At 72.0% G+C, this 14180-nt stretch carries 17 protein-coding genes; 6 read left to right on the top strand and 11 right to left on the bottom strand.

From position 1 onward, the window contains the following. Positions 1 to 130: 130 nt before the first annotated feature. On the bottom strand, positions 131 to 793 hold the full coding sequence (locus AC1DZA_RS01945) for a TetR/AcrR family transcriptional regulator (RefSeq protein ID WP_476771491.1): 663 nt from the start codon (positions 791 to 793) through the stop codon (positions 131 to 133). A gap of 97 nt (positions 794 to 890) precedes the next feature. Here AC1DZA_RS01945 and AC1DZA_RS01940 point away from each other — a divergent pair, with 97 nt between their 5' ends. After that, a complete protein-coding gene (locus tag AC1DZA_RS01940) occupies positions 891 to 1223 on the top strand; it encodes a hypothetical protein (protein ID WP_476763345.1) in 333 nt (110 codons plus the stop codon). A 75-nt stretch (positions 1224 to 1298) separates the two neighbouring features. After that, complete coding sequence (locus tag AC1DZA_RS01935; protein WP_476771490.1) at positions 1299 to 3359, top strand: hypothetical protein; 2061 nt, start codon at positions 1299 to 1301, stop codon at positions 3357 to 3359. A gap of 9 nt (positions 3360 to 3368) precedes the next feature. Here AC1DZA_RS01935 and AC1DZA_RS01930 read toward each other — a convergent pair whose 3' ends face one another. From AC1DZA_RS01930 to AC1DZA_RS01890, 9 genes are all read right to left on the bottom strand, one after another. After that, complete coding sequence (locus AC1DZA_RS01930) at positions 3369 to 4148, bottom strand: DUF1353 domain-containing protein (RefSeq protein ID WP_476771489.1); 780 nt, start codon at positions 4146 to 4148, stop codon at positions 3369 to 3371. A gap of 47 nt (positions 4149 to 4195) precedes the next feature. After that, positions 4196 to 5116, bottom strand: coding sequence for an AEC family transporter (locus tag AC1DZA_RS01925; protein WP_476771488.1), 921 nt, complete (start codon positions 5114 to 5116; stop codon positions 4196 to 4198). 147 nt (positions 5117 to 5263) lie between these two features. Beyond that, positions 5264 to 6061 carry a hypothetical protein gene (locus AC1DZA_RS01920; RefSeq protein ID WP_476771487.1) on the bottom strand — a complete coding sequence of 266 codons (798 nt, stop codon included), beginning with the start codon at positions 6059 to 6061 and terminating at the stop codon, positions 5264 to 5266. A 233-nt stretch (positions 6062 to 6294) separates the two neighbouring features. Further along, positions 6295 to 7284, bottom strand: coding sequence for an aldo/keto reductase (locus AC1DZA_RS01915; RefSeq protein WP_476771486.1), 990 nt, complete (start codon positions 7282 to 7284; stop codon positions 6295 to 6297). Between the two features lie 83 nt (positions 7285 to 7367). After that, a complete protein-coding gene (locus AC1DZA_RS01910) occupies positions 7368 to 8225 on the bottom strand; it encodes a PhzF family phenazine biosynthesis protein (RefSeq protein ID WP_476771485.1) in 858 nt (285 codons plus the stop codon). Beyond that, positions 8222 to 8827 (bottom strand): hypothetical protein, encoded by a 606-nt coding sequence (locus AC1DZA_RS01905; protein WP_476771484.1) that lies wholly within the window; start codon positions 8825 to 8827, stop codon positions 8222 to 8224. The genes AC1DZA_RS01910 and AC1DZA_RS01905 overlap by 4 nt, the downstream gene beginning before the upstream one ends. A 139-nt stretch (positions 8828 to 8966) precedes the next feature. Beyond that, positions 8967 to 9407 (bottom strand): VOC family protein, encoded by a 441-nt coding sequence (locus AC1DZA_RS01900; RefSeq protein ID WP_476771483.1) that lies wholly within the window; start codon positions 9405 to 9407, stop codon positions 8967 to 8969. 40 nt (positions 9408 to 9447) lie between these two features. Next, positions 9448 to 9921 (bottom strand): SRPBCC family protein, encoded by a 474-nt coding sequence (locus tag AC1DZA_RS01895; RefSeq protein WP_476771482.1) that lies wholly within the window; start codon positions 9919 to 9921, stop codon positions 9448 to 9450. Then, positions 9918 to 10325: an ArsR/SmtB family transcription factor gene (locus tag AC1DZA_RS01890; RefSeq protein WP_476762729.1), complete on the bottom strand. Its 408-nt coding sequence runs from the start codon at positions 10323 to 10325 to the stop codon at positions 9918 to 9920. The genes AC1DZA_RS01895 and AC1DZA_RS01890 overlap by 4 nt, the downstream gene beginning before the upstream one ends. A gap of 108 nt (positions 10326 to 10433) precedes the next feature. Here AC1DZA_RS01890 and AC1DZA_RS01885 point away from each other — a divergent pair, with 108 nt between their 5' ends. After that, a complete protein-coding gene (locus AC1DZA_RS01885; RefSeq protein WP_476771481.1) occupies positions 10434 to 10964 on the top strand; it encodes an N-acetyltransferase family protein in 531 nt (176 codons plus the stop codon). Between the two features lie 81 nt (positions 10965 to 11045). Then, positions 11046 to 11483, top strand: coding sequence for a VOC family protein (locus AC1DZA_RS01880; protein ID WP_476762731.1), 438 nt, complete (start codon positions 11046 to 11048; stop codon positions 11481 to 11483). Here AC1DZA_RS01880 and AC1DZA_RS01875 read toward each other — a convergent pair. Continuing rightward, complete coding sequence (locus AC1DZA_RS01875) at positions 11480 to 11917, bottom strand: MarR family winged helix-turn-helix transcriptional regulator (RefSeq protein ID WP_476771480.1); 438 nt, start codon at positions 11915 to 11917, stop codon at positions 11480 to 11482. The genes AC1DZA_RS01880 and AC1DZA_RS01875 overlap by 4 nt on opposite strands. Positions 11918 to 12039: 122 nt before the next feature. Between AC1DZA_RS01875 and AC1DZA_RS01870 the strand changes: the two genes are divergently transcribed. Together AC1DZA_RS01870 and AC1DZA_RS01865 are read left to right on the top strand one after the other, a co-directional pair. Beyond that, a complete protein-coding gene (locus AC1DZA_RS01870) occupies positions 12040 to 13269 on the top strand; it encodes an MFS transporter (RefSeq protein ID WP_476771479.1) in 1230 nt (409 codons plus the stop codon). Between the two features lie 55 nt (positions 13270 to 13324). Beyond that, positions 13325 to 14161, top strand: a complete 837-nt coding sequence (locus AC1DZA_RS01865) for an aldo/keto reductase (protein ID WP_476771478.1) — start codon at positions 13325 to 13327, stop codon at positions 14159 to 14161. Positions 14162 to 14180 lie beyond the last annotated feature (19 nt).

The raw sequence follows: 14180 nt of genomic DNA, 5'->3' as shown, positions 1-14180 counted from the left end.
CTGACCGGCTGTCCGATCGACCGGCCGCGATTGACAGTTCCCCCTGCGGTTCGCGGCCCGGCGATCGGGTTCCACGCTACGAGCGGCGGACGCGCAGAGGATCAGGGGTATCCCTGATGTTCCACTCGGGTCAGGAGCGGGCGGTGTCGGATGCGGCGTCGAGCGCCCGGTCGGATGCCGCGTCGACCGTCGTGTCGCCGGTCGCTCCGGCGCGTGCGAGCGCGTCGCGGGCGAGCACGGTGGCGGTCGCGACGACGACGGCGCGGCGCCGGTCGGCGGCGCCGGGCCCGTCGCCCACGAGGAAGGCGTCGAGGTGGCCGAGCACGGGCCACGCGTTCACGAGGGAGACGATCGTCAGGAGGAGCTGGCCCGCGGCCTCGCCGTCGACGCCCGGGAGGAGCCGCCGGAACAGTTCGACCTTCTCGGCGTGATAGGCCGCGCGGTCGAGGTCGGCGGCGGTGGCAGCACCCCGTTCGAGTCCCTCCCAGAACACGAGGCGCGGGATGACCCCGTCGGCGAGGTGGTGATCGAAGAGGCGGCCGGCATACTCGCCGACGGCCTCGGGCCCGGTTCCCGTCATCTGCACCTCGTCCATCGAGGCTCGGAGGCGGGTGGCGAGCACCTGCGCGAACAGGTCGTCCTTCTTGCCGAAGTACTGGTAGATGCGCTCCTTGTTGACCCCGGCGGTCGCGGCGATGCGATCGATGCGGGCGCCGGCGAGTCCGTAGGCGCTGAACTCCGCGGTCGCGGCGTCGAGGAGCAATCGCTTCGTGCGTTCCGTGTCCCAGGCCATGGCGACAGTCTAGCAATTTCCAACCGGGTAGTTGCGGATAGCCTTTCGTTGTGCTTCAATTACAACCGTTCAGTTGGAATTGACCAGAGGAGCTCCCATGGAGACCAGCACCGGATCCGTCGCCGCCATTCCCGCGACCCCCTCGACCACGGCCGCAGGCCCGGCCGCATCGGCCCCTGCCGCATCGGCCCCGGCCGGTCCGCCCTCGGTGCACGTGCGAGCGGTCATCACCTGGCTCGCGATCTTCCCCCTCGTCGCCCTCGGCATGACGGTCATCGGCCCGATCTCCGACGGGTGGCCGCCCGTGCTGCGCGCCTTCGCGCTCACCCTCGTCGTGGTGCCGCTCGCGGTCTACCTCGTGGTGCCCCAGCTGCTCCGCGGCTACGGCGCGCTCCGCCGGCGCAACGCCCGTTCCCGCTCGAACGCTTGATGCGCGCGATCGGCTCGCACTAGCGTTCGCTCAGGCCGTCATCACATCGTCGTGCCGTCGACGCAGGAGGATCCCATGCTCATCGCCCCCGCCGCGGGCTCGGAATCGGCCAAGGCGCCCGACGATGGCGCGTTCGACGTCGCCCTCGTCGTGGTCCACGGCATGGGCAATGCGTTCAAGAGCCAGATCCTGCTCGAGTGGGCGGAGCCGCTCCTGGAGCGTATGGACTGGGTCGCACGGGACCGGATCATCGGCGCCGACGAGAGTCATGGGGTGACGATCCACGACTCGGACCTCTCGGGCGACACGCCGGTGGTCACCGCCACCGTCCGGTTCCCGAAGCGCCGTGATCCCGCTGCCCCGGATGCCCCACCCGAGACCGTCGAGCGCCGCATCGCGATCCTCGAGGCGCGCTGGTCGGAGTCGTTCGTGCCGATGACCCGCGCCCAGGTGTTCCGCTGGGCGGTGCCGTTCATGTGGCGGGTGATCACGCGCACGCTCGACCTCTTCTGGAACACCATGGTGGTGCTCTCGGCGCTCACGCTCGGGAACCACCTCCGTGCGCCCCGCCAGACGCTGCTGCTCCCCCGCACGATGAACTTCCTCGTCGACGGCATCCGCCTGCTCGTCAACACGATCGCGTTCGCCGTGGTCTGGCTGTTCCTCGTGCTCCTCGGCGTCGTGCTCACGCCGATCCTCCCGTTACTGAGCCCATTGCTGCTCATCCCGTGGTTCAAGAACATCGCCCAAGGCGTGCTCGACGGCCTCGTCGAGTCGATCGGCGACGTCGCCTCCTGGAAGGAGCGGCCCGTGCGCGCCTCCGCGATGCGGCTCGTCGTGCGCGACGCGCTCGCCCACGCGAAGCAGCTCGTCGGCGACGACGGCGAGGTGCACCTGTTCGCTCACTCTCAGGGCGCCGCCGTCGCGACGTTCGCCCTGTTCGAAGAGCTCGAGCCGAAGTCGTTCAACGTGCGGCGACTCACGACGGTCGGAGCCGCGGTCGTGCTGCTCGGACGTGAGAAGTGGCAGGGCCGCAAGGACGAGTACACGCCCGTCAAGACCTGGATCGAGCGGAACCGCGACGCCGCGCCCGAGGACCGGGTCGCCTGGGCGAACCACTGGGCGATCTGGGACCCGTTCTCCGCGGGCCCCATCGCCGACACCCCGGCTGACGCTCGCAAGCGCTGGCAGGCCGCGTACTTCCCCTCGGACGAGACGCTCGCCCTCGGACCCGAGGAGCATGCCGTGCACAACACGAGCCAGCCCTGGCTCGACCACGGCGTCTACTACGCGAACACCGTGCAGGTAGTCGAGCCCACCGTGCGACACCTGCTCGGTCCCGACTTCCCGACCGTCGCGGCCCCCGTCGACTACATCCGCAACCGCCTCGTCGTGATCGACAAGAAGTCCCTCGGGCTGAGCACCATCGCCGCCCTGTTCATCGCCGGGATGCTGCCGGGGCTGTCCGGCATGTCCGCCGTCTTCGCCTGGCTCATCACGACCATCGCCGGCGCGATCGGATCGGCCATCGCACTCGTCCCGGGGCTCGACGGCTCCGCCGCTTCCGCCTCGGTCGCGTTCCTCATCGACGACGAGGCCGACCCGCCCCGCCTCACGGTGATCGGCTGGGTGATCGCGTCGGCGCTGCTCGCAGCGCTGCTCATCTGGCTGAACCAGCTGATGCAGAAGCAGACCGAGCGGTCGATCGTCTGGGACCGGTGCCCGCTCGACGTTCGGACGTGGCTCGTGCTCACCGCGGTCCCACGCGCGCTGTACGTGATCGGTGCGGCCGTGGTGGTGTGGTTCGCCATCCTCGACTGGTGGGAACCGCAGCCCGATGCCGCGTCGCTCGCGATCGACGCGGTGCTCCTCGCGATCGTCGCGGCGTTCGTCATCGTCGAGCCGCGGTTCTCGCCCGCACCGCGGGTCGTTCCCGAGCAGCGGACGCTCGACGACCGTGCGACCGTGCTGCCCCCGACGGAGCGGATGCGGCTCGGCGTCGCGATCGCGAGCCGGGAGTACCAGGCGGAGCTCGCCGCGCGCCGGGCCCGCCTCCAGCCCGACGGGCCCTGGGCGACGTGGTGGGCGAAGCACTTCCACGGGTGGACCCCCGGTCAGCAGCCGCCCGCGGCCTGACCGGGCCGGTCAGTCGGCGTCGCTCGGCGACGCCGGCAGCACCGTGGGTCGCACGACCTCGCGCGGGTCGCCTCCGCCGAGCACCTCGACGATGGCCTCCACCAGCCGGAACAGCACGAGCGCGACGAGGTGCACCGCCAGCAGCGGGCCGAGCACCACGAGCGAGCCGGTGAGCACGAGCACGAGCGGCGCCAGCGACCGCCACGGCAGGGCCGCGAGCACCACGACGGGCAGCACCAGCAGCCACCACGGCTGCCAGAAGGCGGCGACGGATGCCACGAGCCCCACGATCGCGCCCACGATGACCTGCACCAGCAGCAGCACCCCGGCCACGCCGCCGAACTCGCGCTCGCGGTCGGCGGCCACCCACGCCCACATCAGCCACGACCGGAGCAGCGGCACGCGCTGCTCGCGGAGCCCCGTGCGGAACACCCGGTCGTCCTCCCGGCGCTGCGCGAGCGCCGCCCGCCGATCGCCCAGCTCCGCGGCATCCACCGATCGCTCGTCATGCAGGATCGCCGGCGCGGACTGCCGGCCGTAGCTGGCGATGAAGCTCCAGAGCCACATCGGCACGGAGGCGAGGTCGGTGATGCCGTGCACGCGCGGCTCGCGCTCGTCGGGCCGCGGGTCGGGTGCGCCGGGCGGCCGCGCGGGCACCCGGTAGTGGCGCCCCGACACGGGATCCTCGTACGTGAACGGCGCCCGCACGTGGAAGCGGTAGCCGTCGGCGGGCCGCTGCGCGAGCACGAGCTCGTCGAGCGGGCGTCCGTCGTCGGTGAGGAACGGCATGCGATCTCCTTCGTTGCGCGCGGTGTCGACCATCCTGCCGCGTCGGGTCAGCCGAGCAGGAACGCCACCGCGAGAAGCACCGGCACGGAACCGATCGTGGTGAGGAACACCGTGTCGCGCGCGACGACCTCGGCCGTCTCGTAGCGCTGCGCGAACACGAACACGTTCTGCGCGGTCGGCAGCGCCGCCAGCACCGTGACGGCGTAGAGGTCGAGGCCGTCGAGGCCGAACACGAACCGGCCGAACGCCCAGGCGGCGACCGGCATGGCGACGAGCTTCAACACGCTCGCGACGAGCACGTCGCGGCGCCCGGTGCCCGGTTCGAGCAGGCGCTGGCCGTGCAGCGACAGGCCGTAGGCGATGAGCATGAGCGGCACGGCCGCGTGACCGATGAGCTCGATCGGCTCGAGCACGATCGGCGGCAGCTCGATGCCCGTGACCGCGACGAGCACGCCGAGGAGGGAACCCACGATGATCGGATTCGTCAGGGTGGACCGCACGATGACCCACGCGGAGGTGCGCCCCTCGACCGTGGCACCCAGCACGGCGAGCGCGAACGGCGCGAAGAGCAGCAGCTGCAGCAGCACGACCGGCGCCGAGTAGGCGGCGTCCCCGAGCATGTACACGGCGATCGGGATGCCGAAGTTGTTGCCGTTCACGTAGCCCGACGCGAGCGAGCCGATCACGGTGCGCGGCAGCCCGCGGCGCCAGACGACGAGCGACACGAGCGCGAAGACGAGCATCATCGTGATGGCGGCGAGCGCCGACACCGGCAGGAGCGCCGAGAACAGCGACCGCACGTCGGCCGTCGCGAGCACCGAGAACAGCAGGAACGGCGCGAGCACGTTGAAGTTGAGCTTCGCCAGCACCGGCCGGGCGCCCGGCCCGAGCACGCCGACCCTGGCCGCGAGCCAGCCCACGAAGACGGCGAGTGCGATCACCGCGAACCCGGTGAGGATGTCGATCATGCGCGCCGGCCCGGCCTCGGGGAACGGTGCGCGTCGCTCATCGCTTCGACCCTACCCGCAGTGGTGCACGACGTCGGGCGCCCCGGGAACCCGGGACGCCCGACGACGAGGCGCGTCATCACGCGCTCGTCCAGTGGCCCGGTTCAGCTACGCGTGGCAACCCCAGCGGTAGGTGTCGCCGACGAGGATCGGCACCATCTCCTTGCCGGTGCAGGGGCCGCAGTCCTCGTCGCGCGGCGCCGGCGGCAGGCCCGGGTACAGGCTCGCGTCGAAGCCGTTCGACTCGGCGGCGGCGGCGGAGGCGCTCCCTCCGGTGCCGCCGATGTCGTCGGTGCCGTCGGACTCGAACGCGGACGCGGCGTGGTCGGCCTCCGCGGCGGCGACGCTCGCGGCGACCCGCGCGGCCTCGGCGGCAGCGGCGGCTTCCGCCGCGACTCGGGCCGCTTCGGCGGCGCGGTGCTCGGTGAGCGCGGTCGCCACCAGGGCGGCCTCGGTACGCACCGCGCTCGCGCCCGCGGCGAGGGACGGCGCAGAGCCGCCGAGTCGGGCCGCAGCCCGCAGCTCGTCGCGCAGCGACGCCAGCCCGGCGACCCGATCAGCGCCGAGTTCGGCGGTGCCCGCATCGAGCGTGGCCTGCACCTCCGCCACGGCGTCGGTGGCGCGGGCGGTGGCCGCGCGCGACTGCGCGGCGGCGACGTCGAGGCCGCTCGCCCCGATGCCGACCCGGTCGCCCACGGCGGCGACGGCGGCCGACCTCGCCCGCACGAGTTCGGCGGCATGGGCCGTCTGCGCCTGATGCACGACCCCCAGCGCGACGACCATGAGGCCGGCGGCGGCGAGTGCGGCGGTGCGTGCGGCCGGCGTTCGACCGCCCAGCGAGCGCAGGCGCCCCCGCGCCGCTCCCGTCCCTGACTGCTCCGAAGTGATGTCCCCCAGTGTGTTCACCCGGCATTCCTTCCATCGATGGGATCGGGGTGCCGATCCATCGCACGCTGCATCGCGCGCCGAGGGAATGGGTTCGAAACCGCGCGCCGCAGCGCGAAGTCCCGTCGGCCGCGTCGTCGCGCCCGACTCGAGCTTCCGTCAGCCCCCCGCCGACACCCCACGTGTGCAGCGTATCGATTCCGTCGGCCGTTGTGGGAAATCGTTTCCTGCCCCGCGCCGGGCGGGGGCGCTGCCTACCAGCGGGCGTGCACCTGGGCGCGGATCTCGCGGTCGTACAGCTCGCGCACCGACTCGTCGAACCCGGTGGGCAGCTCGAGCGATCCGGCCGCGGCGTTCGCGCGCGCCTGCTCGGGGTTGCGCGCCCCGGGGATGACCGAGCTCACGCCGTCCTGCGCGGCGATCCACGCGAGGGCGACCTGGGCGGCCGAGGCATCCGGTGCCGCCGCCCTCGCCAGCTCGGTGAACTCGCCGGCCGCGCGCACGCCGGTGGCGTAGTCGACGCCCGAGAAGGTCTCGCCGACGTCGAAGGACTCGCCGTGGCGGTTGAAGCTGCGGTGGTCGTTCGCGGCGAACTCCGTGTCGAGCGTGTAGCGGCCCGACAGCAGCCCGCTCGCAAGCGGCACGCGAGCGATGATGCCGACGCCGGCCTCCCGGGCGGCGGGCAGCACGTCGTCGAGGGGCTTCAGCCGGAACGCGTTGAGGATGATCTGCACGGATGCCACGTGGGGACGCGCGATCGCGGTGAGCGCCTCCTCGACCTTCTCGACGCTGACGCCGTAGTTCGCGATGGCGCCCTCCTCCACGAGCGTGTCGAGGGCATCGAACACCCGGTCGTCGCCGTAGACCGAGGTGGGCGGGCAGTGCAGCTGCACGAGGTCGAGGGTGTCGACGCCGAGGTTGGCGCGTGAGCGATCGGTCCAGGCGCGGAAGTGCTCGAGGGAGTAGTTGTCGTGCTCCTGCGGCATCCGTCGGCCCATCTTCGTCGCGACGGTGACGCCCGAGTCGGGGTGCTCGCGCAGCCAGCGCCCGATGAGCGTCTCGCTGCGGCCGTCGCCGTAGACGTCGGCGGTGTCGAAGAACGTGACGCCGGCCTCGCGGGCGGCGTCGAGCACGGCGAGCGCGTCGGCCTCGTCGACGTCGCCCCAGTCGGCGCCGAGCTGCCAGGTGCCGAGGCCGATCACCGAGACGGTGCGGCGGGTGCGTCCGAGGGTGCGGGTCTGCATGGGAGTCCTCCGAGTTCGCGTGGCGGGGTCGAGCCGGGGCGAGCGGATGCCCCGTGGCGCCGCGTTCGAGCCTAGCCCCGCCCTCAGCGCATCGGCACGGCGCGACCGCTCACGACGATGCCGCCGTGCTCGGGGATGTCCACCAGGAGCTCGCCGGGCCGCCCGACGTGCCGCCCCTGCTCGATGCGCACGCGCTGCGGCGGGCGCACTGCTCCCAGCCCGCGCAGGTATCCGCCGACCGCCGCCGCCGCGGAGCCCGTGGCCGGGTCCTCGGTGATGCGACCGACGGGGAAGAGGTTGCGGGCCTCGAATCGCATGACGCCGTCGGCCGCGTCCATCGTGCGATGCAGCACGGTGATGGTCGCCGGCCAGCCCTGCGCGTCCATGAAGGCCCGCACCGCACCCGGATCGAAGCGGAATCCGTCGAACGCCGCCGGCTCCGTGATGACGATGACCGGGTGCCAGTTGCCGGCGAACGCGAGCCGCGGCGGGTAGCGCTCGTCGAGCTGGGTGCGGTCGACGGCGATGAGCTCGAGCAGCGCGTCGAGCACGAACTCGGGGAAGTGCGCGAGGTCGGTGTCGACGCTCGTGAACGCCGCCCGCGGACCCGAGCCGTCGTCGCTCGTGTCGATGACGATCTCGCCGACGGGCGTGTCGAACGTCACCCGGCCGGGGCCCTCGTGCTCGGCGATGACCACGGCAGTCGCGATCGTGGCGTGCCCGCAGAACGGCACCTCGGCGATCGGCGAGAAGTACCGCAGCACGCGGGCGTCGCCGTGGCGCCCGGTGACGAACGCCGTCTCGGCGAAGTCGACCTCCGCGGCGATCCGCTGCATCTCGGCATCGTCGAGCGCGGAGGCATCGAGCACGATGCCCGCGGGGTTGCCGCCGTCGGGATCGTCGGTGAACGCCGCGTAGCGCAGCACCTCGACGCCGCTCATGACGCCCGCACCGGCGAGTACCTCGTCGCCGACCAGGGACCGCCGACGGCGCTGACCTTCGTGTCGCGCCATCCCGCCGACCGCATCACCGCGCGCACCGCGTTGTCGCCGGGGGCCGTGCTCTCCCGGCCCTTGCCGTGCACGACCCACACGTGGGTGCCGATGCCGCACTCGCGGAACCACACCGGCAGCGCGTCGAGCTCGTCGTCGCTGCGCACCACGACCACGACCACGTCGGACTCCCAGGGCGGGACCCGCGCCGCCCCGGCGAGCGCGTCGTCGAGCTCGGGCAGCGGCAGGTCGCCCCGCACCGCGACGGTCTCGCCCTTCGCCACGCCGAGCTTCTCGGCGAGCGTGGGCGGCGGCGTCGTCAGCGCCCGCACCCAGGCTGCGGCGGTGCTGCCGAGGCGGAACCGGTAGGTCTCACCATCGGCCACGAACGACACCACGCCGTCGGCGGCCTCGACCTGCGACCACGCCGACCTCGGCACCTGCGCCCGTCGCTCGCCCGAGATCTGCAATCCGGCCGCCTCGAGATGGAGCGTGACCGCCGCCGCACGACCGTGCTCGCCGATCCAGGTCGCCTTCGCCTGCCTCCCCATGCATGAACCCCCCGGTTCATGATCCACGCCGGGCCGGTCGCGCGCAATGCCCCGAGCGTGCACGAGACACGGATGCCGCGGCCGGCCCCCTCGCGTGAAGGGGCCGGCCGCGGCATCCGCTTGCCGATCGCTGCCGGCGTCAGCCGTCCTGCTCGGCGCCGAACCGCTGCCGGGCCTCGACGGGGATCAGGGGATGCGCGGCGCGGGCCTTGATCTGCTGCACGGCCCACGTGTTGCCGTCGGGGTCGGCGAAGCCGAAGAAGGTGCCGCCGTCGCGCTCGTCGAACACGGTGATCTCACTGCACTCGACGCCGCGGGAGACGAGCTCGTCGCGGGCGGTGGCCGCGTCGGCGACGACGAGCTGGAGGCCCCGCATCGAGCCGGGCGCCATCTCGGTCTGCGCGGGCAGGTCGCCGATCACGATCGAGCAGCCCGACCCTCTCGGAGTGAGCTGCACGACGTGCATGTGCTCGTTGCGGGTGTCGTGGTCGAGCGCGAATCCGACCTGGTCGCGGTAGAACGCGACGGCGCGGTCGATGTCGCTCGACGGGATGAGGACGACCTCGAGAGTCCAGTCCATGATGTGCTCCGTTCGTGGTGGTCGTGCGGTTCGCGTGCGTTCAGGCGGCGACGAGGGCGTCGAGCCGCTCGTAGCCCTCGCGGAGGCCGGTCTCCATGCCGCTCGCGACCATGCCGTCGCGGGCCTCGACCGCGGGATAGGTGGAGTGGATGCGCAGGCGCGTGCGGCCGTCGCCGAGGTCCTCGAACGCGATGGTCTCGATGGCCACGACGTCGGGCATGCCCTCGAACTCGAAGGTCTGCACGGCGAACTCGTTCTCGCGAACCGAATGGAACGTGCCGTTGAACGCCCACGCCTCGCCGTCGGGCGTGCGGTGCACGTAGCGGTAGCCGCCTTGGGTCGTGAAGTCCCAGCGCTCGATGTCCATCTCGTAGCCCTGCGGGCCGAGCCACTGCCGGACGAGCTCAGGCTCGCGGTGTGCCCGGAACACGGCCTCGACGGGGGCGTCGAACTCGCGGACGATCTCGATGAAGGGGAGTCCTTCGGGTGCGGTGATGGTGACTGCGTTGGTCATGATTCAGGTTCTTCCTGTGCGGTGCCGGCGCTCGGGCCGGGCTCTGGCGATGCGGCATCCGTGCCGCTGGTGGTGGTGCCGGCGAGCAGCGCGTCGAGCGATCGGAACTGCTGCTCGTGGATCAGCCGGTAGCGGTCGATCCACGCGGTGAGGGCTTCGAGCTGGGCCGGCTCGAGGTGCACGGGCCGGCGCTGCGCGTCGCGGGTTCGCGAGACGAGGCCGGCGTGCTCGAGCACCTGGATGTGCTTCGAGACGGCCTGCTTGGTGATCTGGAACGGCTCGGCCAGTTCGTTGACCGTGGCCGGTCCGCGGCTGAGGCGGGCGACGATGCGGCGGCGCACCGGGTCGGCCAGGGCCATGAAGGCCCGGTCGAGGCGGTCGTCACTGCTCGGATCGACGATCATCGTGCGCCTCCTCGCAGTTCTCTTGATCAATGATTTGCTTGATCAATGGTTTGGTTGATTACAACCTACGCCTGCCGCAAGGACGTGTCAACGCCCAGAATCGATTCCATGGATGCCGACACGCCCACGCCGCTGACGCCGCCGCGCTCCGCCCTCGCCTTCCGCCGCGCCACCGTCGACGATCACGCGCGGGTGGTCGCCGCGATCCCCGTCTGGTGGGGCCTTCCCGGCACCGAGTCGCTCTGGCGCCTGCTCCCCCGGCTGTTCTTCCAGCACTTCGCCGACACCTCGACGATCGTCGACGACCCCCGGGCCGAGGGCGGGCTCGCGGCCTTCCTCATCGGCTTCCGCTCGCAGTCGTCACCGGATGTCGCGTACATCCACTTCGTCGGCGTGCGGCCCGACCTGCGCGGCCACGGGCTCGCACGCGTCCTCTACGAGCGCTTCTTCGACGAGATGCGGGCGAGCGGATGCCGCCGCGTCGACGCGATCACGGGTCCCCGCAATCACCGGTCGCAGGAGTTCCATCGCGCGATGGGCTTCACCGCCACGGGAGACACCGACGGCGACGGCGTGCGGGCCTGGCGCGACTACGACGGGCCCGGGGAGGACCGCGTCGCGTTCACCCGGCCGATCTGATCCGTTCACGAACGACCCTCGCGTCGCTGCGCGGATCGGAGCAGAATCGGGCGGAGGAACGACGACGATCTGGAGGCCACCATGCCCGTCACGCTCAACCCGTACCTGAACTTCAAGGACAACGCCCGCGAGGCGCTCGAGTTCTACCACTCCGTGTTCGGCGGCGAGCTCAACGTGAGCACCTTCGCGGACTTCCAGTCCGCGGAGGACCCGTCCGACAGCGACCTCGTCATGCACGGCCAGCTCGACGGCCCGGGCCTCACCCTGATGGCCGCCGACACGCCCAAGCACATGGAGTACCGCGAGCCGGCCGGGTTCTCCGTGTCGCTCTCGGGTGACGACGACGCCACCCTGCGCGCCTACTGGGACAAGCTCGCCGACGGCGGCACCGTGCTGCAGCCGCTCGAGGTCGCGCCGTGGGGCGACGCCTTCGGCATGGTCACCGACCGGTTCGGCGTCACCTGGCTGCTGAACATCTCGGGCGCCGGTGGTACGACCGGAGCCGACGCGCCCGCCTAGACAGGCGTCAGCGCCTCGACGACGGGCGCCAGCTCGGGCTGCTCCGCTGCGTCGGCGAGCACGCGCTGGAGCGCCTCGTCGTGGATGGGCCGTGCCCGCTCGACGAGCGCCCGCCCGGCCGCCGTGAGCTCGGTGTAGATGCCACGGCGGTCGTCGGCGCAGAGCACGCGCGTGAGCAGCATCCGATCCTCGAGGCGATTGACGAGCCGCGTGGTGGCGCTCGGGCTCAACGCGGCCGCGCGGGCGAGCTGCTGCATGCGCATGTGCCAGCCGTGCTGCCGGCTGAGCGCGTCGAGCACCGTGTACTCCACGACCGAGAGGTCGACGGATGCCGCGAGCGCGCGTTCGAGCTCGGACTCGATCATGCCGTGCAGTGCGGCGAGCGTGCGCCAGCCGTGCGCGCGGATCTCGACGGCGTCGTCGGCGATGCCCATGCGATCCTCCTGGTCGGTCAGATAGTTGCTTGCGCTTTCTATTTGCGTGTGCAAGCATTGAGCCCGCGTTCGCAATAGAGCGCGTTTGCAACTACCACGACCAGTGTATCGGAGTTCCGCGCATGCCACTCGGCCTTCTCGCCCTCGCCATCGGCGGGTTCGGCATCGGCCTCACCGAGTTCGTGATCATGGGCCTGCTGCCCGAGGTGGCCGCCGACTTCGGCGTGACCGAAGCACAGGCCGGCTGGTTCATCTCGGGCTACGCCCTCGCCGTCGTCGTCGGCGCCCTCGGACTCACCGCCGCCACGATCAGGCTCCCCCGCAAGCCCGTGCTCATGGGCCTGCTCGTGCTCTTCATCGCCGGCAACGCGATCTCGGCCATGGCGCCCACGTACGAGCTCATGATGACCGGGCGCATCGTCGCCGCCCTCTGCCACGGTGCCTTCTTCGGCATCGGCTCGGTCGTCGCCGCGAGCCTCGTGGCTCCCGACCGCGCGGCCGGAGCCATCGCCGTCATGTTCACCGGACTCACGGCCGCGAACGTGCTCGGCGTGCCGCTCGGCACCTTCATCGGCCAGCAGTACGGCTGGCGGTCGACGTTCTGGGTCATCTCGGCCATCGGCGTCGTCGCGCTCGTGGGCATCGCCATGCTCGTGCCGAAGCCCGCCGCGGGCACGCCGATTCCCAGCCTGCGCCGCGAACTGGGCGCCTTCCGGTCGGGCCAGGTCTGGCTCTCGCTCACCGTCACCGTGCTCGGCTTCGGCGGCATGTTCGGTGCGTTCACCTACATCGCCTACACGCTCACCAAGGTGAGCGGCTTCGACTCGGGCGCCGTGCCGTGGCTGCTCGTGCTCTTCGGCGCCGGGCTGGTCGTCGGCAACTGGGTCGGCGGCCGCCTCGCCGACCGCTCCATCGACGGCACGCTGCTCGGCTTCATCGCCGCGCTCGTCGTCGTGCTGGCGCTCTTCGCCTGGCTGGCGTGGAGCCCCGTCGCCACGATCGTGCTCCTCATCGCCATGGGCGCGCTCGGCTTCGGCACCGTGCCCGCCCTGCAGAGCCGCGTCATGCGCTCCGCCGCCGACGCCCCCACGCTCGCCTCGGGCGCCAACATCGGCGCGTTCAACCTCGGCAACGCGCTCGGCGCATGGGCCGGCGGCACCGCGATCGCGGCCGGGCTCGGCTACACGTCGCCGATCTGGGTCGGCGCCGCCATCACCCTGGGCGCGCTCATCGTGATGGTCGTCGCCGCGACGTCGGCGCGGACCCCCCGGCCGACCCGCTCGGAACGCGTCGCCGGCCCCGGCGAGCGCGACGCACCGACCGACACGCGCCCCGTGGCATCCGTCGCCTGACCGACGCCGCACCGCACCCACCCCCACCGCCTCGCTCCACGATCGAAAGGAACGCATGACCACCGCGACCGTCCCCACCATCACCCTGAACAACGGCGTCCGGATGCCGCAGCTCGGCTTCGGCGTCTTCCAGGTGCCGAACGGCGAGACGCAGGCCGCCGTCGCCACCGCCCTCGAGGTCGGCTACCGCAGCATCGACACCGCCGCCGTCTACGGCAACGAGCAGGGCGTCGGGCAGGCCATCGCCACGTCGGGCGTCGCGCGCGGCGAGCTGTTCATCACCTCGAAGGTCTGGAACGCCGACCAGGGCCACGACGAGACCCTGCGCGCATTCGACGCGAGCCTCGCGAAGCTCGGGCTCGAGCAGCTCGACCTCTACCTGATCCACTGGCCGACCCCCGACCGCGACCGCTACGTCGCCACGTGGAAGGCGCTCGAGCGCCTGGCTGCCGAGGGACGCATCCGCGCGATCGGCGTCTCGAACTTCGAGCCCGAGCACCTCGACCGCCTCGTCGCCGAGGGCTCCGTCGTGCCCGCGGTGAACCAGGTGGAGCTGCACCCGGCCCTGCAGAATCGCCGCGTCGTCGCCGCGGACGACCGTCTCGGCATCGCCACCGAGGCCTGGAGCCCGCTCGCCCAGGGTGCGGTGCTCGACGACCCCGCCATCACGACCATCGCGGCCGCCCACGGCCGTACCCCCGCCCAGGTCGTGCTGCGCTGGCACCTGCAGCAGGGCCGCATCGTGATCCCGAAGTCGGTCACGCCCGCCCGCATCGCCGAGAACTTCGACGTGTTCGGGTTCTCGCTCGCGAAGTCCGAACTCGACGCGATCGACGGCCTCGAGCGCGACGGCCGCACCGGTCCGCACCCCGCCGAGTTCCACCGCGCCTGACGCGGCCCCTCCATCCACC

Source organism: Agromyces sp. P2_B3 (assembly GCF_056404815.1).
Note: the sequence above shows the minus strand (reverse complement) of the source record. Positions and strands in the feature narration are given on the sequence as shown.

Bases quoted from the DNA above. Each gene is read 5' to 3' on its own strand.
- AC1DZA_RS01945 (WP_476771491.1), bottom strand. From the start codon at position 793: ATGGCCTGGGACACGGAACGCACGAAGCGATTGCTCCTCGACGCCGCG.
- AC1DZA_RS01940 (WP_476763345.1), top strand. From the start codon at position 891: ATGGAGACCAGCACCGGATCCGTCGCCGCCATTCCCGCGACCCCCTCG.
- AC1DZA_RS01935 (WP_476771490.1), top strand. From the start codon at position 1,299: ATGCTCATCGCCCCCGCCGCGGGCTCGGAATCGGCCAAGGCGCCCGAC.
- AC1DZA_RS01930 (WP_476771489.1), bottom strand. From the start codon at position 4,148: ATGCCGTTCCTCACCGACGACGGACGCCCGCTCGACGAGCTCGTGCTC.
- AC1DZA_RS01925 (WP_476771488.1), bottom strand. From the start codon at position 5,116: ATGATCGACATCCTCACCGGGTTCGCGGTGATCGCACTCGCCGTCTTC.
- AC1DZA_RS01915 (WP_476771486.1), bottom strand. From the start codon at position 7,284: ATGCAGACCCGCACCCTCGGACGCACCCGCCGCACCGTCTCGGTGATC.
- AC1DZA_RS01910 (WP_476771485.1), bottom strand. From the start codon at position 8,225: ATGAGCGGCGTCGAGGTGCTGCGCTACGCGGCGTTCACCGACGATCCC.
- AC1DZA_RS01905 (WP_476771484.1), bottom strand. From the start codon at position 8,827: ATGGGGAGGCAGGCGAAGGCGACCTGGATCGGCGAGCACGGTCGTGCG.
- AC1DZA_RS01900 (WP_476771483.1), bottom strand. From the start codon at position 9,407: ATGGACTGGACTCTCGAGGTCGTCCTCATCCCGTCGAGCGACATCGAC.
- AC1DZA_RS01895 (WP_476771482.1), bottom strand. From the start codon at position 9,921: ATGACCAACGCAGTCACCATCACCGCACCCGAAGGACTCCCCTTCATC.
- AC1DZA_RS01890 (WP_476762729.1), bottom strand. From the start codon at position 10,325: ATGATCGTCGATCCGAGCAGTGACGACCGCCTCGACCGGGCCTTCATG.
- AC1DZA_RS01885 (WP_476771481.1), top strand. From the start codon at position 10,434: ATGGATGCCGACACGCCCACGCCGCTGACGCCGCCGCGCTCCGCCCTC.
- AC1DZA_RS01880 (WP_476762731.1), top strand. From the start codon at position 11,046: ATGCCCGTCACGCTCAACCCGTACCTGAACTTCAAGGACAACGCCCGC.
- AC1DZA_RS01875 (WP_476771480.1), bottom strand. From the start codon at position 11,917: ATGGGCATCGCCGACGACGCCGTCGAGATCCGCGCGCACGGCTGGCGC.
- AC1DZA_RS01870 (WP_476771479.1), top strand. From the start codon at position 12,040: ATGCCACTCGGCCTTCTCGCCCTCGCCATCGGCGGGTTCGGCATCGGC.
- AC1DZA_RS01865 (WP_476771478.1), top strand. From the start codon at position 13,325: ATGACCACCGCGACCGTCCCCACCATCACCCTGAACAACGGCGTCCGG.